The sequence below is a fragment of the Kitasatospora sp. NPDC036934 genome (assembly GCF_055608425.1).
Genome location: NZ_JBVJQR010000018.1, coordinates 26,402 through 50,830, shown reverse-complemented (window position 1 = coordinate 50,830; position 24,429 = coordinate 26,402). Strand labels below are relative to the sequence as shown.

Here is a 24,429-nt window from a genome sequence, read left to right as displayed (position 1 = left end):
CCCGGTCCACCAGGTAGCCGCAGGCAATGCTGCCGAGCGGCGTCGCCATTAGACCCCGTCGGGGTCGGGGGCCGGGGTGGGGAGGTGGCCGGTGAGGAGGGCGTGGCCGAGGGGGGTGGGGCGGTGGGTGACGGTGCGGCCGGTGCGGTCCTTGGTGGTGAGGCCGGAGTCGGCGAGGACGGTGGCGTGTTCGCTGGCGGAAGCGGTGGAGATGCCGAGGTGGGCGGCCAGGTCCTTGGTGGAGCACGGGCCGTGGGCGGCGATGGCCTCCAGGGCGGCGGCACGGGTCTGGCCGAGCAGCGCGGTGAGGGTGCGGCTGGGGGTGGGTTCGGACTCGGGCTGCAAGGGACCGCCGATCCTCGCCGGGTAGAGGAGGACCGGCTGCTGCCGCGGGTCCTCGAAGCGGGCGATGACCGGCCGGCGGGGGCCGAACACGCAGGGCTGGAGCAGGAGTCCGCGGCCGTCCAGCCGTAGGTCGTGCCGACAGCCGCCGGCCAGCGGGAAGCTGAGCACCGGGCGGCGCCAGGACAGTGCCGGGTGCAGCGAGCCGAGCACCTCATCCGGCCCGGTGGTCCGGCGGCGCCGGCCGTGCTCGGTGGTGACGATGGTCTCGATCTGCCGCCGGTAGGGGTCGATCGCGCGGGTCTGGTAGTCGGCGGTGACGTTGCCGAGCAGTCTCCTGGCCCGCCGGTCGCCCGCCGCCACGCCGCGTGCGAAGGCGCTCAACTGCCGCTCCCCGCCCACCGATCGCAGGTGACCGCGGAGCGGCTCCTCGGGTGCCTCGGCGGTGGCGCTCTCGGTCGCGCCGGGGTCGCGGCGGACGGTGAGGAACTCGGGGATCGCCGTGGAGGTGTAGAGGTCGAAGAGCAGCGAGGTGCGCGGGTTCCAGGAGGCCCGCAGGCGGTTGCGCCAGGCCTGGAACCGCGGGTCGCACCGGCCGCTGATCAGGGCGTGCACGCTGAGGGACAGTTCCATCGACATGTCCGGGCGCTCGGCCACCCGGGTGCGTTCGAGGTCGTCCGTACCGAAGAAGATTCGCAGCACGGACAGGATCGTCACCCCGTCGGCGGCCGGACCGCAACACCGTTCGGCGAGAACCGAATCCATTGCCCCGCGCCCGCGGCCCGGGCAGGCTCGGTGGGGCCGGCCGGTCCCCCGGGTGACGGACCGGGGCACCTCGCCGGGGAGCGGGCCCGGGGCCCCGCGCCCCGGGCCCGGGGCCTGACAGTGGCGGATGGTGGCAGGCCGTCAGCCCAGCTCGGCCGCGGACTCCACGACGACCCCGTAGAGGTCCCCGATGGTGGCGAGCGCGCCCCGGTGGATCTGCTCGGCGGTGAGCTCCGCGGTGCCGGTGCCCAGCGGGCGGGTGGCGCAGGCCTCGGCGACGACGGTGGGGCGGTTGCCGCGCAGGAAGGCTCCGGCGGTGGTGAAGGCGACGCACATGTGGGTCATGAACCCAGCGATCACCACCTCCTGGTGGCCGGTCGCGTCCAGAAGTTCGCCCAGCCCGGTGCCGACGAAGGCGTCCGGGACCTGCTTGACCACCACCCGCTCGCCCTCGGCCGGGGCCACGCGCGGGTGGATCTGTCCGATCTCGGCGCGGACGTCGTACGGGGTGCCCTCGCCACCGTCGTTGATCACGTGGATGACGGTGGTACCGGCCGCTCGGGCCCGGGCGAGCAGGTCGGCGGCCGCGTCCAGGGCCTCGCGCCAGCCGGTCAGCTCCATCACGCCGCGGGTGTAGGTGTTCTGGTAGTCGATCAGGACGAGGGTGGCCGCGGCGAGCGGGGCGGGCGCGTCGTCGAGGCCGTTGAGGGTGCGCAGGGTGGTGCTGGGCATGGCTGTGCCGCCTTCGTCGTTCCGGGGGTGTCCGGGTTCGAGGGTTCGAGGATTCGAGGAGTGTCCTGGCAGGTCACGCGTGGTGCGGCCTGCCTCTGGAACGCTACGGGCGTGCCCGCCATGGCGGCAATGCCGTCTAACATGCAGATTCCGACATCGGGGTTCGGCGCGGAGAACGCCCGGCACAGAGCAGGCCCGGCACAGAGGGAGAGCCCGTGGAGAGCCCGCAGCGGCTGATCGTCATCGTCCTGTTCGAGGGTGTCGACCTGTTGGACGTCACCGGCCCGCCGGAAGTGTTCTCGCTGGTCCGGCGGGAGAGCGAGGAGGCCGCCGGCTACCGGGTGGTGCTGGCCGCCGAGACCACCGGACCGGTCACCACCGCCGCCGGGGTGCGGATCCTGCCCGACCTCACCTTCGACCAGGCCGCCGCCGCGGGCGGCATCGACACCCTGCTGGTGCCCGGGGCCGTGGAGGTCGACGAGGCCCGCAGGGTCCGGGCGCTCACCGACCCGGCCGTGGTCGAGCACGTCCGCACGCTGGCCGCCCGCTCGCGCCGGGTCGCCTCGGTCTGCGTCGGCGCCCACCTGCTGGCGGCGGCCGGACTGCTGGAGGGCAAGCGGGCCACCACCCACTGGTCGACCGCGGGCCAGCTGGCCGCCGAGTACCCGGGGGTCGAGGTCGACGCCGACCCGATCTTCATCCGCGCGGGCGAGGTGTGGACGGGCGCCGGCATCAGTGCCTGCCTGGACCTCTCGCTCGCCCTGGTCGCCGAGGACTTCGGCGAGGAACTAGCCCTGCGGGTCGCCCGGCAGCTGGTGATGTACCTCAAACGCCCCAGCGGCCAGAGCCAGTTCAGCGTCCCGCTGGAGCCGGTCTCCACCACCCGGCGGATCGAGGAGCTGCGCCACCACATCCTGCGCAACCTCTCCGGCCGGCTCACCGTGCCCGCGCTCGCCGCCCACGCGCACCTCAGCGAAAGGCAGTTGGTCCGAATCTTCAAGACCGAACTGGACACCACCCCGAGCGCCTACATCGAGTCGGCGCGGGTCGAACTAGCCCGCCACCGGCTGGAGTCGGGCGACGACACGCTCGAACGCATCGCCACCGCCTGCGGGTTCGGCACCACGGACACCCTGGTACGGGCCTTCCGCCGCCGGCTGGACACCACGCCGACCGACTACCGGCAGCGCTTCCGTACGGCCACCGGCCTGGGCGCGGCCCCGGTCACACCGCCGGCAGCCGCACCGTGAAAGCCGTCCGGCCGGGCCGGCTGACCGCCTCGACCGTACCGCCGTGCGCCTGGACCACGGCCCGGACGATGGACAGGCCCAGCCCGGTCGAGCCGGTGGCCCGGGAGCGGGCGCGGTCGCCCCGGACGAACCGCTCGAAGACCCGCCCGAGCAGCTCCGGCGGGATCCCAGGGCCGTCGTCGACGACGCTCAACTCCACGTGATCGCCGACGAGTTCGAGACTCAGCTCGACCGCCGTACCGGCCGGGGTGTGGGTGCGGGCGTTGGCCAGCAGATTGGCCGCCACCTGGCTCAGCCGGTGCTCGTCCCCGCGCACCAGCACCGGCTCCTCCGGCAGCACCAGCCGCCAGTGGTGGTCGGGGCCGGCCGCCCGGGCGTCGGCCACGGCGTTGAGCGCGATCCGGGTGAGGTCCACCTCGTCCCCGGCCAGTGGGCGGCCCGCGTCCAGCCGGGCGAGCAGCAGCAGGTCCTCGACGATCGCACCCATCCGCAGCGCCTCGGCGTCGATCCGCTCCAGCGAGTGCCGCACCTCGCCGGGCACCTCCCCGGGGTGCCTCAGCGCCAGCTCGGCGTGGCCGCGGACGGCCGCCACCGGGGTACGCAGCTCGTGGCTGGCGTCGGCGGCGAAGGCGCGCAGCCGCTCCTCCACCGCGTGCCGGCGGGCCAGCGCGTCGCCGACGTGGCCGAGCATCCGGTTGAGCGCCGCGCCGACCCGGCCGACCTCGGTGCGCGGATCGTCGTCCGGAACCCGCTCGGCCAGCTGCACCTCGCCGCTGGCCAGCGGCAGCGTACTCACCCGCTCGGCCATCCCCACCACCCGGCGCAGCGGGCGCAGCGACCAGCCGACCCAGATCGCTCCGGCGGCGCCGGCCGCGGTGACGGCGATCGCGAAGACGGTCAGTTCGAGGGTCTCCAGGCGCTCCACGGTCTCCTCGGCCGGGCGCAGCGGCAGCCCGCTGACCAGCACGTCGCCGTCCCGCCCGGCCACCGCCCGGACCCGGTAGTGGCGCAGGGTGCCGCCGAGGTCCAGGGTGCGGGCCGGGCCGCCGACCGGCAGGGCGGCCAGCCGGTTCTGCTCGTCGGGCGTGAAGGAGATCTGGTCGTCCGCGTCGTCGGGGTTGTCGACGTCGTCGGCGTCCCCGTCCACCACCCCGGCGGCGGTGACCTTGCCGCCGAGCAGCCGTACGCCCAGGGTGCCGGGGGTCTGGGCCCGGGTGTCCGGGCCGGCACCGGCGCCGGTGTGCTCCAGGCTGGCGGCGTAGCGGCCGCCGGCCTCGGCGAGCTGCTGGTCGAGCCGGTCCACCAGGAAGTGGCGCAGCGCGGCGGCGGTGGCGAAGCCGACGGCCGCGCAGGTGACCACCAGCAGCACCAGCAGGCCGGCGATCAGCCGGGCGCGCAGGGTGCGGGGCAGCAGCCGGCGCAGCGCCGTGGCGGCTCGGGTCGCCGCGCGACGCACGGCGCGGCTCACGGCGCGGCCTTGATCAGGTAGCCCGCGCCGCGCACGGTGTGGATCATCGGGCTGCGGCCGGCATCCAGCTTCTTGCGCAGGTAGCTGATGTACAGCTCCACGATGTGCGCCTGCCCGCCGAAGTCGTACGACCAGACCGCGTCCAGGATCTGCGCCTTGCTGAGCACCTGCCGGGGGTGGCGCATCAGGTAGGCGAGCAGCGCGTACTCGGTCGGGCTGAGCTCGATGGTCTCGCCGTCGCGGGTCACCTCGCGGGCCCGGTCGTCCAGGACGAGGTCGCCGAGCACCAGGGCGTGCGCGGGCGGACGGCCCGGCCCCTCCGTCGGGGCGGCCCGGCGCAGCAGCCCGCGCAGCCGGACCACCACCTCGGCCAGGCTGAACGGCTTGGTCACGTAGTCGTCGCCACCCGCCGCGATGCCCGCGATCCGCTCCTCGACGGCGTCCCGGGCGGTGAGGAACAGCACCCGCACCTCGGGCTGCCCGGCGTGCAGCCGGCGCAGCACCTCCAGGCCGTCGAGGTCGGGCAGCATCATGTCGAGCACCACCGCGTGCGGCCGCCACCGCTCCGCCTCCCGGACGGCCTCCAGACCGGTGGTGACGCCGCGCGCCTGCCAGCCCTCGTAGCGGACGGCGCCGCAGACCACCTCCACCAGGTCCGGCTCGTCGTCGACGACCAGGACCCGCCAGTCCGGACGGTCGCCCAGGCGGTCCTCCGCGCGCTCACCCGGGCGGTCCTCCCGGTGGTCGGCGCTGTCGTCCATGGTGCTCCTTCGGTTCGGCGGCGGACGGCGTTCATTGTGGCCCGTCGCGATGAGAAACCCGTGAGATCACCGAGACTGGTTCGTATACCTGAACACACCTTCTGAGCTGCGACGATTATGGTCCTGACAGGTGCCGGACCGAGCTTCCTCATAGGTGACTCAGAGCTTGCGCTGCCATCGTGGACCATCCCGGCGGGGCCGTGCCGCCGCCGGGAGTCAAGGAGGATCCGCGATGAGCACTGCCACCGTACCGAAGTCCCGGCAGGCGCCCGCCGGCCCGCGTCACCGGGCCGCCGCCCGCCCGCCGCTCGCCCTGCCGCCGGGCGCCGCGCTCGGCCTGATCGCCGCCGGCGCGCTCGGCGTGCTCGGGCTGTGGTGGGTGAACACCGCCGCAGTGGTCAGCCCGGCCGGCTGGCTGACCGGCGCCGGGCGGATCGCCGGGCTGCTCGCCGGGTACGCCGCGCCGGTGCTGCTCCTGCTGATGGCCCGGCTGCCGCCGGTGGAGCGCGGGGTCGGCGCCGACCGGCTGGCCCGCTGGCACGCCTACGGCGGCCGCTGGCTGGTCGGCCTGGTCACCGTGCACGTGCTGACCATCATCTGGGGCTACGCACTCACCGACGGGCGCGGGCCGGTCGGCGAGGGCGTCGAGATCGTCTTCCACTACCCCGACATGCTCAAGGCCACCGCCGGCACCCTGCTGATGCTCGGCACCGGAGCGGTCTCCGCCCGGGCGGCCCGCCGCCGGCTCTCCTACGAGACCTGGTACTACCTCCACCTGGCCACCTACCTCGCGGTCGCGCTCGCCTTCGCCCACCAGCTGACCACCGGCGCCGACCTCGGCGGCGGCCCCGGCCGGGCCGCCTGGTACGCGCTCTACTTCGGGACGGCGGCGCTGCTCGGCTGGTACCGGCTGCTGTGGCCCTGGCTGCTCGACCGGCGGCACGGGCTGAAGGTGGCCGAGGTGCGCCCGGAGGGCCCCGGCGTGGTGTCGCTGTTCCTGTCCGGCCGGCGGCTGGACGAACTCCGCGCCGAACCCGGCCAGTTCTTCCGCCTCCAGTTCCAGGCCCCCGGACTGCGCTGGGCCGCCAATCCGTACTCGCTGTCCGCACCGGCCCGGCCCGACTTCCTCCGGTTCACCGTCAAGGACCTCGGCGGGCACAGTGCGGCCGTCGCCCGGCTGCGGCCGGGCACCAAGGTACGGGCCGAGGGCCCGTACGGGGCCTTCACCGGACGGCAGCAGCGGCAGCGCAAGGTACTGCTGCTCGGGGTCGGCGTCGGGATCACCCCGCTGCGGGCACTGTTCGAGACCCTGCCGGGCGACCTCACCCTGGTGCAGCGGGCCCGGCGCGCAGAGGACGTCCTGTTCCGGGACGAGCTGGCCGAGGTCGCCCGCCGGCGCGGCGCGGTGGTGCACGAGCTGCTCGGCTCGCGGGAGCAGGTCGGGGACCTCGGTACGGCGCTCGCCCGGCTGGTGCCGGGGCTGGCCGAGCACGAGGTGTACCTGTGCGGGCCCGAGGCCGTCACCGCGGAGGCCGTGCGCGGGCTGCGGGCGGCCGGGGTGCGGGCGGGGCGGATCCACCACGAGTCCTTCGCCTTCTGAGCCCGTACGCCCGAGCGCGCCGAGGCCCCCCGCCAGAGCCCGCCGTCTGTCCGTAGTCCGAACTTCCGAAGGAGTTGTCCTGCCGATGCGCCGAGCCGTCGTCACCAGTGCCGCCACCGCCGCCGGGGTGGTGCTGCTGCTCTCCCTCAAACCGCACCAGGCCACCGGGTCCGCGCCGGTGATCAGCTCGGGGGCGGGATCGTCCTCGGGCTCTTCCTCGGGCTCTTCGTCCGGTTCCTCGTCCGGTTCCGGGACCAGCGGTACCGCCGACACCTCCGCCTCCCCCACGCCCGCACCCGCGTCCGGCGGCGGTGCCACCCGGAAGATCAGCGGGGACACCGTGAACACCCGGTACGGGCCGGTGCAGGTGCAGGTCACCCTCAGCGGGAGCCGGCTCACCGGCGTCGACGTGGTCAAGTACCCCACCCAGGACCGCCGGGACCGCGAGATCAACACCGACGCCCTGCCCACCCTCAACCAGGAGGCGATCTCCGCGCAGAGCGCCCAGATCGACGCCGTCAGCGGCGCCACCTACACCAGCGACGGCTACATCCGCTCGCTGCAGAGCGCCCTCGACCGGGCGAAGGGCTGATCGCCGGTGCTGCGGCACGCCGAGCCCGTGATGGGCACCGTCTTCTCCATCGCCGTCCGGGACCCCGGGCCCGCCCTGCCCGACGCACTGCGGCGGATCGCCGAACGGCTGCACCGGATCGACGCGGTGTTCTCCACCTACCGGCCGGACAGCGACATCAGTCGGCTCGACCGGGGCGAACTGGACCTCGCCGACTGCGATCCCGAGGTCCGTACGGTGCTCGATGCCTGCCGCGAGGTCGCCGCCGAGACCGACGGCTACTTCACCGAACGGCCCGGCGGCCGGCTCGACCCCAGCGGCTGGGTCAAGGGCTGGGCCGTCGAGGAGACCGCCCGGCTGCTGCGGGCCGCCGGCGCCCGGCAGTTCTGCGTCAACGGCGGCGGGGACGTCCAGACCTCCGGCGGGCCGTGGCGGATCGGCATCGCCCACCCCCGGCGGCCCGGCGACCTCGCCGCCGTGCTCGGCGGCCACGACCTCGCCATCGCCACCTCCGGCACCGCCGAGCGCGGCGCCCACATCCTCGACCCGCACACCGGCCGCCGCGCCGACGGCCTCGCCTCGCTCACCCTGGTCGGCGCCCCCGGCACCGGCATCGCCCGCACCGACGCCTGGGCGACCGCCGCCTTCGCCATGGGCCCGGACCGCGCACTGACCTGGGCCGCCCGACGCCCCGGGGTGGAGGCGCTCGCCGTCCTGCCCGACGGCACGAAGCGCTGGACCCCCGGACTGCCCGGCCACCTGCCGCCCTCCGGCCCCGCCGACTGGCAGCCCGCCGCGGCTCACTGAGCCCTCGCGGCAACTCGGCCTCCGCCACGCCGAGTTCACTCCATTAGGTGAACCCGACGATCATGTCCCGCTCGCACCGGCCCGGTCCGTCGATAGTGGGGGAACCACCGGGCGCCGAGGCGCCCCGCTCCCCGACGCACCACCCACCAGGAGCCGTTCATGCCGACCGAGGCCGCCCAGCCGGTCGAACTGGTCTTCACCCTCTTCGACGCCAACCGCAACGGCGTGATCGTGGCCGGCAACGAGTGGGCGGACATCATGCACGTCGTCCTGCTCGACCGGTACGGCCCCGAGCGGCAGGAGAACCGCTGCACCGAGAACGTCCATCTCCGCCTGGAGCCGGCCGAGTTGGTGGAGCACCAGACGGTGCACGGCTCCGCCGACGACCTCGCCGGCAAGGACACCGTCAACCCGGTCGCCACCCTACGAGCCGCCGCCGTGATCTCCGAGCGGCACGCGGGCCGCCCGGGCGCGGTCGCCGCCCCGGAGGCCGCCCTCGCCACCGTCGGTCGGCAGGGCATCAGCACGCCCGACCTCGGCGGGCGGCACTCCACCACCGAGGTCGCGGTCGGCGTCGCGCCTGGCACCGCCGTCGGCACCGCGGCCGACGCCACCGTCGGCGCCCACCCCGGACCGGCCGCGTGAACGCGCCGCCGCCCGGCCAGGTGAACGCGCCCCGGCCCGGCCGCACCGCCCTGGTCGTCGTCGACCTGCAGAACGACTTCTGCGCCGGACCGGTGGCCGCCGCCCGCTACCCCGGCGACCCGGCCCGGCTCGCCACCGTCGCCGCCAACACCGCCGACGCCGTCGAGACGGCCCGCGCGCACGGCATCGAGGTGGTGTTCGTCCGCTTCCTCGGCGATCCGGCACACCAGGGCGCGAGTTGGCGCCACCGGGACGCCGTGCTCGGCAAGCGGCCCAAGTGCCTCGACGGCAGCTGGGGAGCCGAGTTCACCGGCGTGGCCCCGCAGGACGGCGAGGCGGTGTTCACCAAGCACGCCTGCTTCGACGCCTTCCTCAGCCCGGGCTTCGAACGGCACCTGGTGGACGGCGGCGTCCGGCACCTCGCCCTGGTCGGCGTGTTCGCCGACGTCTGCGTCGACAGCACCGCGCGCACCGCCTTCCAGAAGGGCTTCCACATCACGGTGCTCGCCGACTGCACCGCGGCACTGCACCTGCCCGACGACGCCGTCCTCGCCTTCATGCGCCGGGTGTACGGCGCCCGCGTCACCACCCGCGACCAACCCGCCGTCTGGACCAGCCACCCCGAGCCCCCCGTCCCCGCACAGCAGGAGCGCGCATGAGTGTCGGTGCCGCCGAAACCCGCACCCCGTCCGGAACCCCCGGCACCCCCGGCCCGACCGAAGGCGCGGGACTCACCGCCCTGCTGGTCGCCGCCGCCCGGGCCGTCGAGACCCACCGCCCCGACGCCCTCGCCCGGGACCCGTACGCGGAACACTTCGTCCGCGCCGACCCCGCCACCGCCCACTGGCCCCGCCACCCCCGGGACGTCCCGGACGGCGAGGCCGACCCGCTCTGGGGCCGCCTGGGCCGCTACTTCGCGCTGCGCACCAGGGCGTTGGACGACCAGCTGCTCCGGGCCGTCCAACTCGGCGCCCGGCAGGTCGTGCTGCTCGGAGCCGGGCTCGACACCCGGGCCTACCGGCTGGACTGGCCCGCCGACTGCGCCCTCTACGAGATCGACCGGCCCGAGGTGCTCGCCTTCAAGCAGCGCGTCCTGGACGGCCTCGGCGCACAGCCCACCGCCCGACGCCACACCGTCGCGACCGACCTCCGCACCGACTGGGCCGCCGCCCTCACCGCCGCCGGGTTCCGCCCGGACCAGCCCACCGCCTGGCTCGCCGAAGGCCTGCTGCTCTACCTGCCCGGCATGGTGGAACGCGACCTCTTCGCCGTCGTCGACCGGCTCAGCGCCCCCGGCTCCACCCTCGCCTACGAAGCCAAGCTCGGCGTCGAGTCGGCGGCCGTCCGCGGCAACCCCGTCTACACCGCCACCCGCGAGCGGACCGGCATCGACCTGCTCGCCCTCTTCGACGCCGAACCCCGCCCCGACACCCCCGCCGACCTCACCGCCCGCGGCTGGTCCACCACCGCCCACACCCCCTTCGAGTTCACCCGCCACTACGGCCGCGGCCCCCTCCCGGAACCGGACGACGCCCTCGCCGCCAACCGCTGGGTCTTCGCCGTCCGGCCGTGATCCCGCTGCCGACCGAAGGCCACGCACCCCCCTGATCCCGCTGCGGCCGCCAGACGTCGGACGGTAGCCGTCCGTCGTAGCGGAGTTGCGGCATTGCCCGGGCTCCGTCTTGCTCAGGCGCCGGCGCCGCCGTCCACCGGCACGATCGCGCCGGTCACCATGGAGGCCCGGTCGCTGAGCAGCCAAGCGGCCGCCTCGGCGACCTCTCGGGGCTCGGCCATCCGGCCGAGCGGGGTGGCCGCGTTGATCGCTTCGACGATGCCGGGGGACGCCGCCTCCCATGCCTCGATCATCTCCGTGGCAGTGCCGCCGGGGGTGATGCCATTGACCCTGATCCCCTGCCGCCCCCAGGTCACGGCGGCGCTCTCGGTGATGCTGTTGAGCGCGCGCTTCATCGCGCCGTAGGCGGGCAGGGCCTGGTTCGCGCGGCGGCTGCCGATGCTGGATGTGTTCACGATCGCCCCGCCACCGTTCCGTCGCATGAGCGCGGCTTCGGCCGTCATGGCACTCCAGTGCGCCCGGAAGTTGACCGCGAACTGCTCCTCGATGTCCTCGTCGCTGGTCGTCTCCAGCGGGCCGGGCCGCTGGATCGCCGCGCCGTTGTTGAACGCGCCGTCGAGCCGCCCGTGCAGATCCTCGACGCGGTCGAGCGCCGCACGGATGCTCGCCCGGTCGGCGAGGTCCACCGTCACGGCATCCGCGACGCCGCCGTCGGCGCGGATCTCGGTGACGATCCGCTGGAGGGCGTCGGCGCCGCGGGCGGCGAGCACGACGGCGGCGCCCTCGCGGGCGAAGAGCCGGGCCGCAGCCGCCCCGATGCCGCGGCTGGCGCCGGTGATGAATACGACCTTGCCGGTGAGCAGGCCGCTGGGCGTGATGTCAGTGGTGTTCGTCATGCCGACAGTGTCGGATCGGCCTCCCCGCCGGATACAGGCACAGGCGGTACCAGGATCCGCCGACGCACGGCGTGCAGACTCGGGGTATGGACAAACAGGAGCTCGGAGCGTTCCTTCGCAGCCGTCGCGAGCGGCTCCGCCCGCAGGACCTCGGCCTACCCAGCGGACCGCGACGCCGGACACCGGGTCTTCGCCGCGAGGAGGTCGCGGTCCTCGCACACATCTCCACGGAGTACTACGTCCGGCTCGAACAGGGCCGGGCACCGCGCCCGTCGAGCGAGGTCCTCGCCGGGATCGCCGGGGCGCTCCGGCTCACGGACAGCGAGTCCGATCACCTCCACGTCCTCGCCGGCACCGCGCCGAACCGCCATCGACTGCACCGGCGCGACGTCCGCCCGAGCATCCTCGCGCTCCTCGAACGGCTGCCGCACACGGCCGCCTTCGTGATGTCCGCCGCGTTCGAGGTACTCGCGTGGAACCACCTGGCGGGCGCGCTCATGGGGGACTTCACCGAACTCGCCCCACCGGACCGCAATCTCGCGCGGCGGGCATTCCTCGGCCCGACCCGGCCTGGCACGACGCGGTACGGAATCTCCGACGTCGCCGAGTTCCGCCGCCACGTCGCCACGGGGCTGCGATCCGCCCTCGCCCGCTACCCGTCCGACCCGGCGGTGACCGACCTGGTCGACGAACTGCGCAACGCCAGCCCGGAGTTCGCCCGGCTCTGGGAGCAGCGCGACGTCCAAGCGGCGCCGGTGCTCACGAAGACCTTCCGTCATCCGGCCGTCGGGGAGATCACCGTCGACTGCGACTCGCTCACGCTCGCCGACCGCGACCAGCACCTCGTGCTCTACAGCGCGCCGCCGGACACTCCTGACGCCGAGGCGCTGGCCTTCCTGAACGTGCTCGGAGCCGCGAGCCTTGACCCGGGCGGATCGCTCTGACGGAGCCGGACACGGCGTGCTCGTCGGACCGGTCGGGTATCGAGGTGTCGGGGCGCCGGGCCCAGCCGTCGCGGGCCGGGCGCCGCGGCGAGGCTGAGGACGAGCAGGAAGAGCCGGGGCCGGGCCGCGCCGCGGCTCGGCCGGGCGCGTCGCCGTGTCCGCCGCTCCCCCGCAGGAACGGACCCGCGTCAGTCCCGGCCATCAGCCCGTCCCGGACGTCAGCCGGTGCCGGACGTCAGCCGGTGCCGGACGTCAGCCGGTGCCGGTCGGCATCCAGCCGACCTGGATCAGGGTTCCGGACGGGTTCTCCGGCGTCACCTGGATCCCCTCGCCCGGGCGGAGCGGCTGGGGGGCGACGGCGCCGAGCAGGGGACCCTCCTGTTCCTGGCCGGGAAGTACCACACCGTGGGGGCCCAGGTCGCAGACGGTGCGCAGGAACGGCTGGGAGGCGCGGGCTCTGCCGGCGCCCTCGCAGCGGCGGGCGATGATCACGCGCAGGCCCAGTTCGCCTGCCTGGGGCAGGAATTCGACCAGCAGGTTCAGCGGGTCCTCCTCCTCCGCGGCGAGGTCGGCGGCGATCAGCTCGTGGTCGTCCACGATCAGGAAGACGTCCTTGTGCCGCCGATTGCCCGGTGTACGGCTGTTCGCGGCGACCCGCAGGGTCCGGACCAGGGTCTCCAACTCCGGGACGCTCGAGGCGTGGAGGACCAGGTAGTCGGGCGGCAGCGCGTCGAGCAGCGCGTGGCGGCGGTCGAAGACCAGGAAGCCCGCCTGGTCCGGGGTGTAGCGCTCGGTGAGCTGCTTGACCAGGAAGCGGAGCAGGGCGGTCTTCCCGGAGCCGGCGTCGCCGAACACCGCGAACAGCGGGTCGGTCTCGAAGTCCACGAAGACCGGCGCCTGTTCGGCGACACCCAGCCCGATCGCCACGCCCTGCGGGGCGTCGCCGCGCGGGAGCCGGCCGGCGTCCACCCCGGCGGGCGCGGTCGTTCCGCCCTGCGGCACCACGAGCGCCTCGGCCCGGCCCGGGCGGTGGAGCTCGCGGTCGTCCTCCTGGATCATCCGGTGCAGCCTGGTCACCACCGGTCCCGGCTCGACGGCGAACTCCTGCCCCAACCGCGCCCGCAGCCGCCCGAAGGCCTCCAGGGCCTCGGCCTTCCGCCCGCACCGGTAGAGGGCGAGCATCAGCAGGGCGCCCAGCCTCTCGCGCAACGGGTGCGCGGCGACGAGCAGTTCGATCTCCGCGACGAACTCCTCGTGCCGCCCGAGTGCCAGCCCGGTGGCGTACAGGTCCTCGGTGGCGGCCATCCGGCGCTCGGTCAGCCGGGTCCGCTCCCAGGAGGCGTACGGACCGGGGACGCCGTCCAGCGCGGAGCCCTGCCAGAGGTCGAGCGCCGAGCGCAGCAGCTCGTGGCCTGCGGCCAGGTTGCCGGCCTGCTCCGCCCGCGCGGCCGCGGCCAGCCGCTCGGTGAAGACGGCCGCGTCGAGCGAGCCCCGGTCGACGGTCAGCCGGTAGCCGTCACTCACCGACTGGAGGAGATCGGCCGCACCGCGCGACCCGGTGCGGTCGCCCAGGGCGTTGCGCAGCCGGGACACATGGCTGCGCACCACCGCCCTGGCATCGGGCGGTGGCTGGTCGCCCCAGACCGCGTTGATCAGGCTGGCGATCGGCACGGCCACCGGGGCGTGCAGGAGGAGGGCGGTGAGGACGGCCTCCTGATGCGGTGAGCCGACGCGCACCGGCTGCTCGCCGCGCCGGACGCGCAGCGGGCCGAGCAGGGAGTAGGTGAGGCGGCCGTCCGGGCGCGCGGTCGGTGGCGCGGTTTCGAGGGTCAACTCCACCGCGCGTCGGTGCAGTTCGTTGAGGCGGGTCCGCTCCGGCTCCACCGAAGGCCCGGACAGGCCCGGCAGCGGTGTTCCCCGCCAGAGGTCGAGGGCCTCCTCGGCGTGGCGTCGGGCCGAGCCCGGGGCGCCGTCCGCGAGGGCGGCCTCGGCGCGTTCCAGGGCCCGTTCGAAGAGGACGACGTCGATCTGTTCGGCGGCGACGTTCAGGACCCAGGTGTGGCCGTCCGCCAGCTCCTCCAGCACGGCTCGCGGAGCCGAGGGCGAGTTGAGAAGTCTCTCCAACTCCTGGACATGGACCCACACTTCGTCGATCTCCTGGGCGGACGAGGTGTGCTGGGGCCGGACCGCGTCGAGCAGGACCTCGGCCCGGACGGGACGGCCCCGGTACCTCAGCAGGGCGGCGAGCACCGCCCCCCGCTCCTGCGGCCCGAGGTCGATCGGCTCGTCCCCGCGCCAGACCCGCACCTCCCCGAGCAGGGTGAACCTGAGCGGGGGCTCCGGTGTGCGGTCGGGCCGGCGCAGGGCGCCCGAGGCGTCGATCCGCCGGGCGGCCTCGGCGGCGGACGGCCGGCGGCGCGGGTCCGGGTGCAGCAGTTCGAGGACGAGTCCTTGCAGGGCCTGGGGGACGCCGGTCTGCTGGAGGAGGTTGCCGAGGGCGTGGAGGTCGTCCGCCCGGTCCGCCGGGCCGGCCCCCGCGAGGTCGATCCCGTAGTCACAGAGGACCGGGCGGCCGTCCGGGCGGATGAGGATGTTGGCGGGCTCGATCCTGCCGTGGGTGATCCCGCGACCGTGCAGGTAGTCCAGCGCCTCGGCGACACCGTGGGCGATCGCCGCTGCCTCGTACGGGGGCAGCGGCTCCCCGTCGAGCATCGTGCTCAGGTCGGGGCCATCGATGAACTCGAGTACCAGGTAGAGGCGTTCGGGGTCGATGCCGGCGGTCCGGCAGGCGACGATGCCGGGGTGGTCGAGGTCCGCGAGCCTCCCGGTCTGGTCCAGGAAGGGGTCCGCCCCCAGGGCGGCGGGCAGGCGCTCGCGGTCGAAGGACTTCACCGCGACGGTCGTGCCGTCCCGTTCGTCCCGGGCCCGCCATATCTCGCTCTGCCGGCCCTGGGCGATCCGCTCGATGAGGCGGAAGCGGCTGGCGAGTAGCGGCTGTTCGGTCTCCCCCCGCTGGTCGGCACGCCAGTGGCCCTCGAATTCCCAGATGTGGACGTGGGTGTCCCGGTCGCCGATCGAGGCGATCACGCAGCGGTTCTCGTCGCCGGTGATCCCGACGATGGTGCGCGCCCGGCCGGGGTCGATGACGGCGGCGGCGAAGGACTCGACGGTCGAGGGGTCATCGGGCCGCCAGCGGTGGAGGCGGCCGGTCGGGTCGACGCCGATCAGGAGCGAGGGACCGTCGGGCTGGGGCAGCGTGGTCATCGCCCAGGAGCGGTGGCCACCGGCGAGGCTCGGCAACTCCGCGACCAATGCGGTGCCTTGCGGGCGCCACAGGCGCATTCGGCCGTCGAGATTCGCCGTCCAGAGGTACCGCTGTCCGTCCGCGTGGTCGAAGGGCGCCATGGCCGTCGGCGGCTCGACCAGGGCGCGCCAGTTCGTCACGAAGGAGCCGTCGCCGATCTCCCAGTAGCGGAGACCACCGGCGGGATCCGCCGTCATCAGGACGAATGGCGCGTTGTCGGCCTCGGCCATGGCGACGATCTCCGAGATCTGCTCCTCCAGGGCCAACGGGGGCCGCGCCTCCTGCCCGGTCGTCATGTCGATGTAGCGGATCAGGCGGTCCGCCCCGCACACGGCGAGGCAGCCTGGGGGGTGCGACACCGCGGCCATCGCCAGCGCCGGACTAGGCAGCCGGAAGCTCCGGACGTTGGAGGAGGAGTCCCCCGCCCCGGCCCGGCCGACCAGGGCGGCCAGTTGCTCGTCCAGGTGCCAGGTGGCCAGTTCGTCCGGGCGCCGGGGCATCCGGTCCAGCAGGTGCTGGAACTCCTGGGCGTGCTCGATCCGTTGGTAGGCGTCGCCGAGGCGGTGGCGGATCTCCTCGCGCAGTTCGGCCTCGGTGAGGAAGCCGAGGGTGATGGTCGTCGCGGACTGGAGGAACGGCTTCTTCTGGCGCGTGTCGGTGGTGACGATCAAGCGGCCCGCATCGGAGTCGATCAGCTGGGCGAGTTCGCGCGGGTACAGGGCGCCCGATCCCAGGTCGTCGACGACGACCAGCCAGTTCGGGTGGTCCTTGACGGTCTCGCCGAGGGGCTCGGTACGGTCCGCGGCGAGAGCGGCCCGCAGCCGCTCGAATCCGTTCCCCACCGTGCGGGCCGTCCGACCGTCGATCCAGTGGACGAAGGCGTGCCGGCCGCCGTGGCGCTGGGCGTACTCCTGGACGAGACGGCGCCGGCCCATGCCGGGGGCGGCCTCGATCACCACCATCCGGGTCCGGGTGCCCCCGGGCTCGCAGGCCTCGGCGAGCACGCGGAGTTCGTGGTCCCGCCCGATCATCCGCGGTGGGTCCGGCGGGCTGACGATCGGCGGCGGCGGGGTGAGCAGCGCCCGGATCGCCCGGCCGGCCATCGCGCTGCCCAAATTCCTCGCGATCGCCGCGTGTTGGCCGCCGGCTCCGGCCAGCACCGTCGCCGCGACCTCGGCGAAGGGGCGGCTGCGCTCGGGCAGCCGGTGGCGGCCCTCCCCCGCGCTCGCCGCCAGGGCGCGGAAGTCGAGCGTCCCGCCGAAGGTGGCCGCGACCCGCCCCGAGACCTTGGCGAGCACGTGGTCCAGCACCCGTACCGACTCGGTGCGGGTCAGCTCGCCCAGCAGTTCCTCCCGGACGCCGTCGACGAAGTCGTACACCACCTCGTCCGGGTCGGCGGCCTTCTCCCGCACCTCGATCAGCCCGGACAGGAACAGCTCGGCCAGTTCCCGCTGCCCCGACTCCGGCACCGTGGCCCGCTGGACCAGCCGCATCACCGGCAGGCTGAGCGGTGCCGCCGCCAGGTGGCAGGCCAGGCGGTAGGCGTTCGGGGAACTGCCGGCCCGGAACGCGGCGACCCGGTCGGCGGCCGGGCGCGGGGCGGTGTCCCCGGCGCGGGGGCGGCGTGGCCGGGGCACTCCGCTGAGGGGTGCGGCGAGCATGGGCGTCCAGCCGGTGGTGCGGCCGGCGGTGAGGTCGGCCCAGGGGGCGAGCCAGTCGGCGTCGATCTCCAGCAGCGGGAGCCAGCCCACTGCCGCGCGCGCGGCTTCGCCGGCCCTGCCGCGCGGGATGCCGGGCAGGGTGGTGTCGGTGCGCAGGACGGGCACGGGGCGGCCATGGGTGGCGGCCCGGGCCTCGACGGGGGCGGGGCGCAGCGCGGTCCGGTGCCAGAGGCGGCGGGGCAGTACCTGGAGGGCGGCAGCCGGGCCGGTGGCGGCGGTGCGGGCGAGGAAGGGCACCAGCTCGGCGCCGTACCAGGCGGGGCCGACGCCGTCGGTGAGGACGAACAGGATGCGGCGCCGGTGCGGGTCGACGAGTGGGCGGGCCCAGTTGCGGTCGCGCCCGGCGGGCTGAGGTACGGCGGGCTGAGGCACAGCTGTGCGGCGGCGCCGGAAGGGGGTGAGGTGCGGGGTGTCCCGGTCGGTGTCGAGGGACCAGGTGCGCACCTCGTCGAAGGCGCCGTGGCGTTCCAGCAGGCTGGCGAGTTCGCCGGCCAGGTCGTGCCAGACGGCCATGGTGGCGCCGGTGTCGACCAGCAGGTCGACGGAGTACCGGGGCCGGGCCCGCCGCCAGACCGGCAGCAGGACGCCGGCCTCGGCGGTGGCCGCCGCCGTGGCCTCCTCGTCGAGGTGCAACGGCCGTCGGCCGCCGGGGCGTTGGGTGAGCGGTCGGCGCAGCGGGCGCAGGGCGCGGGCGATCGCCAGGGCGCCGGGCAGGGCGGTGGGCCGGGTGACCTGGACGACTTCGGCCGCGGGGGCGACGGCCTCCGGCCGGCCGGGGCCGGTGGGGGCGCTGCGGGGGTGGAGCCGGACCTTGGGGTCGGGCTGGGGGGTAATGGGCGCGGGCGGTTCGGGTTCGGTCGGCCGATCGGGCCCGGGGTCGGGGTCGGGCCCGGGGTCGGTCCGCTGCGGGGTGCCGGGCGGCGGGGTGACGGCCGTCGGTGGCGGGGGCCGGTCGGCGGGCTGCTCCGGGTCGCCGTCGGGCAGCGGACCCAGGCCGGCGAGGCGGGAGATCCACAGCACGTCGGCCAGGTCCTGCGGCTCCGCCTGCCCGCCGTCGGGGGCGACCAGCGCGGCCAGCGCCTGCCGCAGCACGGACCGCGCCGTGGACTCCCCGGCCGTACCAGGGCCCGTGCCGAAGTCGCTACTCACCCGACCGCCGCCTCAGCCCTCGTTGAGCGGGCGCAGCAGGACGTCGCGGATGACGTCGCGCCCCGGTCCGCTGCCCCACAGGCCGCGCTCGGCCATCAGCAGGGCGTTGAGCAGTTGGTCGTTGGCGAGGTCGGCGCCGTCCTCGCGCTGGCGGCGGAGGAACTCGCTGATCAGCGCGGCGCGTTGGGCGCCGTCGGCCGAACGGTCAGCGCCGAGGTGGGCGGCGACCATGGCGGCCAGCCGGTCCTCGGTGGGCGGCTGGATCTCCAGGCGGACGCAGCGGCGCAGCAGTGCCGAGGGGAACTCCCGTTCGCCGTTGCTGGTGAGGACGACCAGCGGGAAGTGGGCGCAGCGCACGTGGCCGCCGCGGACGGTCGCCCGCCGGCCCGGGTCGGCGGTGGCGACCTCCTGCGGGACCGGGCCGAGGCGCTGGAGTTCGGGGATCTCGAACTCGCCCTCCTCGAAGACGTTCAGGAGGTCGTTGGGCAGGTCGATGTCGCTCTTGTCGATCTCGTCGACGAGAACGACGCGCGGGGTCCGCCAGGGCAGCAGCGCAGTGCCGAGCGGGCCGAGGCGCAGGAACTGGCCGATGGCGGGCGGCTGTCGGTCCGGGCCCTCGGGGGTGCGCAGGCCCGCCTCGTGGAGCCGTCCGATGGCGTCGTAGGTGTAGAGGCCGTCACGCAGGGTGGAGCGGCTGCTGATGGGCCAGCGCAGCACCGGACCGAGGCCCAGCTCGTGGGCGACGGCATAGGCGAGGGTGGACTTGCCGACGCCGGGCTTGCCGGTGATCAGCAGCGGGCGGCGCAGGTGGAGGGCCAGGTTGACGAGGTGGATCTCGCGGTCGTCGGCCTGGTAGGCGATGGCCTGCTGGATGCGGCCGAGCCGGCGGGCGGTCGGGCCGGCGGCGTCGGCCGGGGGCGGGGGCAGTTCGTCCTCGCTCTCGACCCAGTCGCCGAAGGAGCGCCAGGCGGGGGCGGGCGGGAGCGCGGCGATGCCGCCGTGGGGCACGCCGGTGCCCCGGTAGATCCACCAGTTCTCGGGCATCGTTACCGCCTCGTCCTCGTCGTGCTCATCGTGTGCCGCTCCGTCGTTGCCGTCCGCATCACACCATCCCCGGAAAGCCGGCGTCCTGATCCGGGTCCATGCAGTTGGGGTCGTCCCAGAACAGCGTGACGCCGTCCTGGGCCGGTGCCGCCCTGGTGACCTTGCGGTGCCGGTGGACGGCCTCCGGCAGGTGGGCCAGGGAGCGTGGGCGGTCGCGGCGCAGGGCGTCGACCACGTCGGTCGGGGCGCCGGGCACCCGGCGCCACAACATGGCCGGGACGCCGTCGAGTTCGACGGCGTCGAGCACGGCCGCGCGCACCCGGGGGTCGAGCTCGTCGTACGGGGTGTCGAGGCCGAGGCAGGCCACGGTGGGCCGGCCGTCGAGCCAGCCGGGCAGGTCGGCGGCGCGTTCGGGGTGCAGCGGCGGCCAGCCGATCCGGTCGACGGCCTCGCAGTCGGGCGTGTCGGCGAGCAGGTGCTCCGAGCGCTCGTACCAGGCCGGGATCTGTAGCCAGGGGTTGGTGTAGCGGTCGAGGTAGCGGACCACCACAGGGTGCAGCAGTCCGATCCGGTGGCCCGCGGGGGTCGGGGACCACAGGTCGGCGCTGTGGCCGAGCAGGGCCCTGGGCAGCAGGAACTCGATCCGGACCGGGCTGCGCCGGTTCCTGGCCAGCTCGGTGAAGAGCGCCTGCCAGCCGGCCAGGCGGGCGCTGCCCTCGGAGACCAGGTCTTCCAGGGCGAGCGAGTCGGCGGCGACCAGGTCGTGGAGGCGCTCGATCGGCCCGCCGGCCGCCGGCTGGCGGTAGCAGGACGCCCGGAGGTGGTAGCGGGCCGCCTCGATGTGCTCCGGGGTCTCCGCTTCCAGCCGGATCTGCACGATCAACCGGCCGGGCGCCTCCTGTCGCGGCGCCGGGCGGGCGGCCGTGACGCTGCTCAACAACCGTGACAAGGTGCCGAGTTGTGGATGGCGAAGGGTCAGCTCACGGTCCCGCGCCAGCCCGTCGAGGAAGGACAGCGCATGCCCGGCGTCGGGCCCGCCGAAGCGGTCCAGCAGCCGGCCCAGGATCTCCGGCAGCGTCGTCCGTTCGTCGATCCGGTGGCGGCCGGGGGCCTGCGGGGGAACGTGGCCGATCAGTTGGTGGGGGCCGGGCGGGGGCGTCAGCGCGCGCAGCAGGGCGATGACGCGCAGCAGCAGCTCGGGAGCCAGGCCGGTGTCGGCGGTCAGTGCCAGCACCACCAGCTCCAGCCAGGGCAACGCACCGTCGTAGGGTTCGTGGGCCCTGAGCGCCTCGCCGAGCGAGCCGAGCACGGCCCGGGGGTCGGGGGCGCGGCGGATGCTCCGCAGGATCTCCCGGACGTGCTCGCGGGCGGTGTCGGCCTCCTTGACGTCCAGGTGGAACATCCGGGAGGACGGGGAGCGGCCCATCGTCTCCAGGACGCCCTGCCGGAACTCCCGCCGGGAGATCCCCTGGAACTCGAAGAGGATCTCGGTCAGCAGGCCCTCGGCCGCCTCGATCGGCGGCGCGGTGCGGCACCCCGGCTCGACGGCGGCCTGCGGCGACCAGTCGCCGTACGCCCCTGCGGTCATCGCTCTACCTGCTCCCCGGGCCGCCGGCCGCCGCCCGTTCCACCAGGGCCCGGAGCCGCTCCAACGCGCCGTCGTACGGGGCGAGTTCCTCCAGTGCCGTGGACAGCGCGCGAAGCGCCGCCGGGACGTCGCGATGGTGGCGGCAGCGGCGGACGATCCGGAACAGGTGGTCGCGGCGGTCGGCACGCTCCTCGACCTCGAACGAGTGCGGCAGGCCGAGGTGTTCGCCCATCCGCTCCAGCAGGTCGAACCGCCCGTCGGCGCGCGCCGTGTACGGGACGGCCATCAGGGCCGCCACCAACTCGGCGTCGGTGGGCAGTGGTTCGGACGGCTCCGGCGTGACCGATACGACCGGCGTGATTGACATGACCGGCGTGACCGGCGTGACCGGCCGGACCGCCGGGCCGAGGAAGGCGAGCAGCGCCGCCAGCGGGACGTACCAGCCGCCCAGGTCCTGCTTGTCCGAGCGGGTGCCCTTGAGCACTCCGCGCACCAGGCCGTCCGGCCCGGCCAGCATGCTGCCGCTGAAGCCGGGCTGGACGAAGCCGGTGACGCCGACGAACTCCCCGGAGCGGCCGACGACCCGGAGCGCCGCGGTGTCGGCGCTGGCGCCGGGTGTGGGGGTCTTCGTGGAGTAGCCCAGGGCGGTCAGCCAGGTGCCCGGCTCGGCCTCGCCGTCAGCCAGCGACGCCACCGGGTGGCCGGTTCCGGCCAGCGTCGGGACGTCGAGCAGCGCGAGGTCGGGGAACGGTTCGAACGAGCCGCCGCCCATGGTGTCGGGCTCGGCCCGCACCGCCCCGGGCTCCACCGGGTGGGCGCCCGAACCGTGCCGGACGGCCAGCCCCTCGGCCGCCCCGGAGCGGTCCAGCACGACATGGGCACAGGTGAGCACCAGGCCGGGGGCGACCAGGAAGCCACTGCCCCGGAAGCCCTTCAACGCCTCGATCCTGACGGCACAGCGGTGCAGCGCCTCGGCCCGGGCGCGGTCGAGGTGCGGGCCGGTCACTCCGCGGCGGCGGGGGTGGTGGCCTCGGCACCCTCGGCACCGCCTACGGCCGTCGCACCGCCCGCCGGGCCGCCGCCCACCGCGCCACTGCCCGCCGAGCCGCCGTTCGCCCGCTCGCGCCGCGCCGCGAGGTCCCAGGAGAGCTTGACGGTCAGCCCCGCCTCGCTCCCGGCCTCCGCGATGATCCCGAGCAACTGCCCGGACTTCACCGCCAACTTGAGCCCGAACTCGACCTCGAAGGAATCCGGCGCCCCGGACCCGCCCTGGGCGATGGTCTCCGCCGCCCAGCGCCCGATGCCCTGCACCGTGCCGCGCACCTGGTCCAATGAGAGCGCCACCGCCGAGCCGACCCGGGCGGCCCGGTCCCGCAGCGCCACGTCGCCGAAGCCGTCCTCGTCCCCGGCCGCAGCGAAGCCCACCTCGCCGATCACCTCGGCCCGCACCGTGGTGCCGTCCCCCAGGTCGATCGTCTCCACCGTCACGTCCCCGGCCACGCTGCTCCCCTCCCGAACGTCCGAACCACGCGTCGGAGCCACCGGCCGGGCCGCACGCCCGAACCGCCGCCCCGGCCCGCAGCCTCCCCGACTGCGCGCGCCACAATACCGCGACCGCGCGGCCTGCTCGATCATCTTCTACCGGTCCGGGGCCTCCTGCTCCTGGTAGGTGACGGGTGCCCATACCCGGATTCGGGCGGAGCCCTCACGGGGTGCGGTCCCTCGCCTCAGCGGCAGCACTGCCGGGCTCGGGGCACCTGCCGGTCACCGTCCGACCTTGCGGGCCGCCGCCCGGATCGCCTCCGTGTACGGGGTGTCGAACGCCCGGGTCTCCGGAGGGAGGTCCTGGAAGGGGACCAGGGCGCGATGGGTGGCGTTCACCGACTGCATCCAGGCCGACCAGGCGTCGTGGACGTCTTCGTCCGTGACCAGCTCCCCCTTCGCTCGGAGCAGGACGGCATAGCTGCGGAAGAGGGCGTCGGAGTCGGCCGGGGGCACGGCGGTGGGCGGCAGGCACGAGCGGATGAGATCGGCGAGATCGTCAAGATAGGTCATTCGAGCAGTGTGCCCGTGAGGATGACCAGATAGACCGCGGCGAACACCCAGGGAACGAGCCGTTCGGAGATGCCGAGTTCCGCGTACCGCTTGTAGCCCGGGCGCGGGGTCTGTTTGAGGTGGCTCCACTCGTCGGTGAAGACCTTGGCCGGCAGGTTGTTCTCGATCGCGTTGATGACTTTGAACTTCGCGGTGTTGAGGTCCCGGTAGCTGCGCAGCTGGAGCCACCACGCGACGGACAGCGTGAGGCCCGCCGCGGTGACGGCGACCACCGCCCACCACGCCGTCTCCCGCAGCTGGGGAATCCCGAGGCCGACGACGGTGACCAGGGCGGTCTGCACGGAGAGGAAGAAGGCGTTGGCGGCGCCGCGGCGGGCGGACACCCGGTCGGCCATCTCCACCGCGAGCTTGTACAGCTCCAGGAGTTCCGGCGGCTGACCCGGCGGCTCCTCGGGGGGACGTGCGGATACCGTGCTCACCGCCCACCGCCCGCGGTCCCCGGCGCCTCGGTCTGCCAGGCGGTGACCTGCCTGATGACGGGGATGACCAGCACACCGGCCGCCAGCACCAACGCCGCGAGCAGGGTGGTCACGTACGCGCTGGACAGCACGTCCTGCTCGCTCTCCCAGTGCCCGGGGGAAGCCATGCGCCACTGGATCGGCTTGACGAGTTGGGCCAGGAGGTAGCACGCCCACCAGGCCTTGACCAAGGTGGCGGAGGCTCGCCGCCGAGGAGCGCTGGCCTGCCAGATGTCCGAGACGACCTGGTAGGGGTACCAGAGGTTGGCCACCGGGGACGTCCATGCCCCGACCACCCACAACCGGGCCCGGCGCTGCGAGTCGCGGCCCCCGATCGCCTCGGCGTTGACCCGCGCCCGCCACAGCCAGACGAGGAACGGCACCCCGGCCGCGATCCAGACCACGAACATCGCCGCCACCGACGACACCACCGTCGTGAGCACGTCCGCGTCGGCGGCCTCCAGATCCGCCTCCGTGGCCGCCCCGTTGAGGTAGTCGTGGATGAGCAGGTAGTCGCGCCAGCTGCTCACCGCGAGCAACACCTCCCGCAGGACGGCGACCGCGATCAGCACCGCCGCGGCGGCGGCCCAGCCGGCCAGCGGCCTGCGTCGATCCGTGCGGGCGTCGCTCGTGCGACCGGTGCCGCCGTACTGTGCGTCGTTCATGGTTTCCCTCCGTTGACGTCGCTGTCCTCGA

Annotated in this window: 20 protein-coding genes and 1 pseudogene; 8 read left to right on the top strand and 13 right to left on the bottom strand. The window is 74.7% G+C overall.

Features of this window, described 5'->3' with window-relative positions; translation table 11 throughout:
- Window positions 1-48 precede the first annotated feature (48 nt).
- On the bottom strand, window positions 49-1,044 hold the full coding sequence (locus tag ACZ7BZ_RS26190; RefSeq protein ID WP_470360428.1) for a MarR family transcriptional regulator: 996 nt from the start codon (window positions 1,042-1,044) through the stop codon (window positions 49-51).
- A gap of 204 nt (window positions 1,045-1,248) precedes the next feature.
- A complete protein-coding gene (locus ACZ7BZ_RS26185; protein ID WP_470360427.1) occupies window positions 1,249-1,839 on the bottom strand; it encodes an isochorismatase family protein in 591 nt (196 codons plus the stop codon).
- 215 nt (window positions 1,840-2,054) lie between these two features.
- Here ACZ7BZ_RS26185 and ACZ7BZ_RS26180 point away from each other — a divergent pair, with 215 nt between their 5' ends.
- Window positions 2,055-3,089 carry a GlxA family transcriptional regulator gene (locus ACZ7BZ_RS26180; protein ID WP_470360426.1) on the top strand — a complete coding sequence of 345 codons (1,035 nt, stop codon included), beginning with the start codon at window positions 2,055-2,057 and terminating at the stop codon, window positions 3,087-3,089.
- Here the strand turns inward: ACZ7BZ_RS26180 and ACZ7BZ_RS26175 are convergent.
- Both ACZ7BZ_RS26175 and ACZ7BZ_RS26170 read right to left on the bottom strand, forming a co-directional pair.
- Complete coding sequence (locus ACZ7BZ_RS26175) at window positions 3,064-4,557, bottom strand: sensor histidine kinase (RefSeq protein ID WP_470360425.1); 1,494 nt, start codon at window positions 4,555-4,557, stop codon at window positions 3,064-3,066. The genes ACZ7BZ_RS26180 and ACZ7BZ_RS26175 overlap by 26 nt on opposite strands.
- Window positions 4,554-5,318, bottom strand: coding sequence for a response regulator transcription factor (locus tag ACZ7BZ_RS26170; RefSeq protein WP_470360424.1), 765 nt, complete (start codon window positions 5,316-5,318; stop codon window positions 4,554-4,556). The genes ACZ7BZ_RS26175 and ACZ7BZ_RS26170 overlap by 4 nt, the downstream gene beginning before the upstream one ends.
- A gap of 232 nt (window positions 5,319-5,550) precedes the next feature.
- On the opposite strand from ACZ7BZ_RS26170, the gene ACZ7BZ_RS26165 reads away from it, so the two are divergent.
- The 6 genes and pseudogenes from ACZ7BZ_RS26165 (at window position 5,551) to ACZ7BZ_RS26140 (ending at window position 10,514) form a co-directional block, all read left to right on the top strand.
- Window positions 5,551-6,918, top strand: coding sequence for a ferredoxin reductase family protein (locus ACZ7BZ_RS26165; protein WP_470360423.1), 1,368 nt, complete (start codon window positions 5,551-5,553; stop codon window positions 6,916-6,918).
- An 85-nt stretch (window positions 6,919-7,003) separates the two neighbouring features.
- Complete coding sequence (locus ACZ7BZ_RS26160; RefSeq protein ID WP_470360422.1) at window positions 7,004-7,510, top strand: FMN-binding protein; 507 nt, start codon at window positions 7,004-7,006, stop codon at window positions 7,508-7,510.
- A gap of 30 nt (window positions 7,511-7,540) precedes the next feature.
- Complete coding sequence (locus ACZ7BZ_RS26155) at window positions 7,541-8,296, top strand: FAD:protein FMN transferase (protein ID WP_470360503.1); 756 nt, start codon at window positions 7,541-7,543, stop codon at window positions 8,294-8,296.
- Between the two features lie 225 nt (window positions 8,297-8,521).
- Window positions 8,522-8,941, top strand: a pseudogene (locus ACZ7BZ_RS26150) (isocitrate/isopropylmalate family dehydrogenase); the annotation flags it as partial.
- Window positions 8,938-9,600 (top strand): cysteine hydrolase family protein, encoded by a 663-nt coding sequence (locus tag ACZ7BZ_RS26145; protein ID WP_470360421.1) that lies wholly within the window; start codon window positions 8,938-8,940, stop codon window positions 9,598-9,600. The pseudogene ACZ7BZ_RS26150 and the gene ACZ7BZ_RS26145, both read left to right, overlap by 4 nt.
- Entirely contained in the window at window positions 9,597-10,514 is a 918-nt protein-coding gene (locus ACZ7BZ_RS26140; RefSeq protein WP_470360420.1) for an SAM-dependent methyltransferase, read from the top strand. Before ACZ7BZ_RS26145 ends, ACZ7BZ_RS26140 begins: the two co-directional genes overlap by 4 nt.
- A gap of 113 nt (window positions 10,515-10,627) precedes the next feature.
- On the opposite strand, the gene ACZ7BZ_RS26135 is transcribed toward ACZ7BZ_RS26140, so the two are convergent.
- Window positions 10,628-11,410 carry an SDR family NAD(P)-dependent oxidoreductase gene (locus ACZ7BZ_RS26135; protein WP_470360419.1) on the bottom strand — a complete coding sequence of 261 codons (783 nt, stop codon included), beginning with the start codon at window positions 11,408-11,410 and terminating at the stop codon, window positions 10,628-10,630.
- An 86-nt stretch (window positions 11,411-11,496) separates the two neighbouring features.
- Here ACZ7BZ_RS26135 and ACZ7BZ_RS26130 point away from each other — a divergent pair, with 86 nt between their 5' ends.
- Complete coding sequence (locus ACZ7BZ_RS26130) at window positions 11,497-12,354, top strand: helix-turn-helix transcriptional regulator (protein ID WP_470360418.1); 858 nt, start codon at window positions 11,497-11,499, stop codon at window positions 12,352-12,354.
- Window positions 12,355-12,606: 252 nt separating this feature from the next.
- Here the strand turns inward: ACZ7BZ_RS26130 and ACZ7BZ_RS26125 are convergent, their stop codons facing one another.
- The 8 genes from ACZ7BZ_RS26125 to ACZ7BZ_RS26090 all read right to left on the bottom strand — a co-directional run bounded on the left by ACZ7BZ_RS26125 (window position 12,607) and on the right by ACZ7BZ_RS26090 (window position 24,398).
- Window positions 12,607-18,528, bottom strand: a complete 5,922-nt coding sequence (locus tag ACZ7BZ_RS26125) for an SAV_2336 N-terminal domain-related protein (protein ID WP_470360417.1) — start codon at window positions 18,526-18,528, stop codon at window positions 12,607-12,609.
- A 12-nt stretch (window positions 18,529-18,540) separates the two neighbouring features.
- Window positions 18,541-19,572, bottom strand: a complete 1,032-nt coding sequence (locus ACZ7BZ_RS26120; RefSeq protein WP_470360416.1) for an AAA family ATPase — start codon at window positions 19,570-19,572, stop codon at window positions 18,541-18,543.
- A gap of 58 nt (window positions 19,573-19,630) precedes the next feature.
- Window positions 19,631-21,160, bottom strand: a complete 1,530-nt coding sequence (locus tag ACZ7BZ_RS26115; protein ID WP_470360415.1) for a VMAP-C domain-containing protein — start codon at window positions 21,158-21,160, stop codon at window positions 19,631-19,633.
- Window positions 21,161-21,164: 4 nt separating this feature from the next.
- On the bottom strand, window positions 21,165-22,166 hold the full coding sequence (locus ACZ7BZ_RS26110; RefSeq protein ID WP_470360414.1) for a trypsin-like peptidase domain-containing protein: 1,002 nt from the start codon (window positions 22,164-22,166) through the stop codon (window positions 21,165-21,167).
- Window positions 22,163-22,660 (bottom strand): CU044_2847 family protein, encoded by a 498-nt coding sequence (locus ACZ7BZ_RS26105; protein WP_470360413.1) that lies wholly within the window; start codon window positions 22,658-22,660, stop codon window positions 22,163-22,165. Before ACZ7BZ_RS26105 ends, ACZ7BZ_RS26110 begins: the two co-directional genes overlap by 4 nt.
- A gap of 264 nt (window positions 22,661-22,924) precedes the next feature.
- Window positions 22,925-23,215 carry a DUF7701 domain-containing protein gene (locus ACZ7BZ_RS26100; RefSeq protein ID WP_380453017.1) on the bottom strand — a complete coding sequence of 97 codons (291 nt, stop codon included), beginning with the start codon at window positions 23,213-23,215 and terminating at the stop codon, window positions 22,925-22,927.
- Entirely contained in the window at window positions 23,212-23,694 is a 483-nt protein-coding gene (locus ACZ7BZ_RS26095; protein ID WP_470360412.1) for a RipA family octameric membrane protein, read from the bottom strand. Before ACZ7BZ_RS26095 ends, ACZ7BZ_RS26100 begins: the two co-directional genes overlap by 4 nt.
- Window positions 23,691-24,398, bottom strand: coding sequence for a DUF4328 domain-containing protein (locus tag ACZ7BZ_RS26090; protein ID WP_470360411.1), 708 nt, complete (start codon window positions 24,396-24,398; stop codon window positions 23,691-23,693). The genes ACZ7BZ_RS26095 and ACZ7BZ_RS26090 overlap by 4 nt, the downstream gene beginning before the upstream one ends.
- Between the last annotated feature and the right edge of the window lie 31 nt (window positions 24,399-24,429).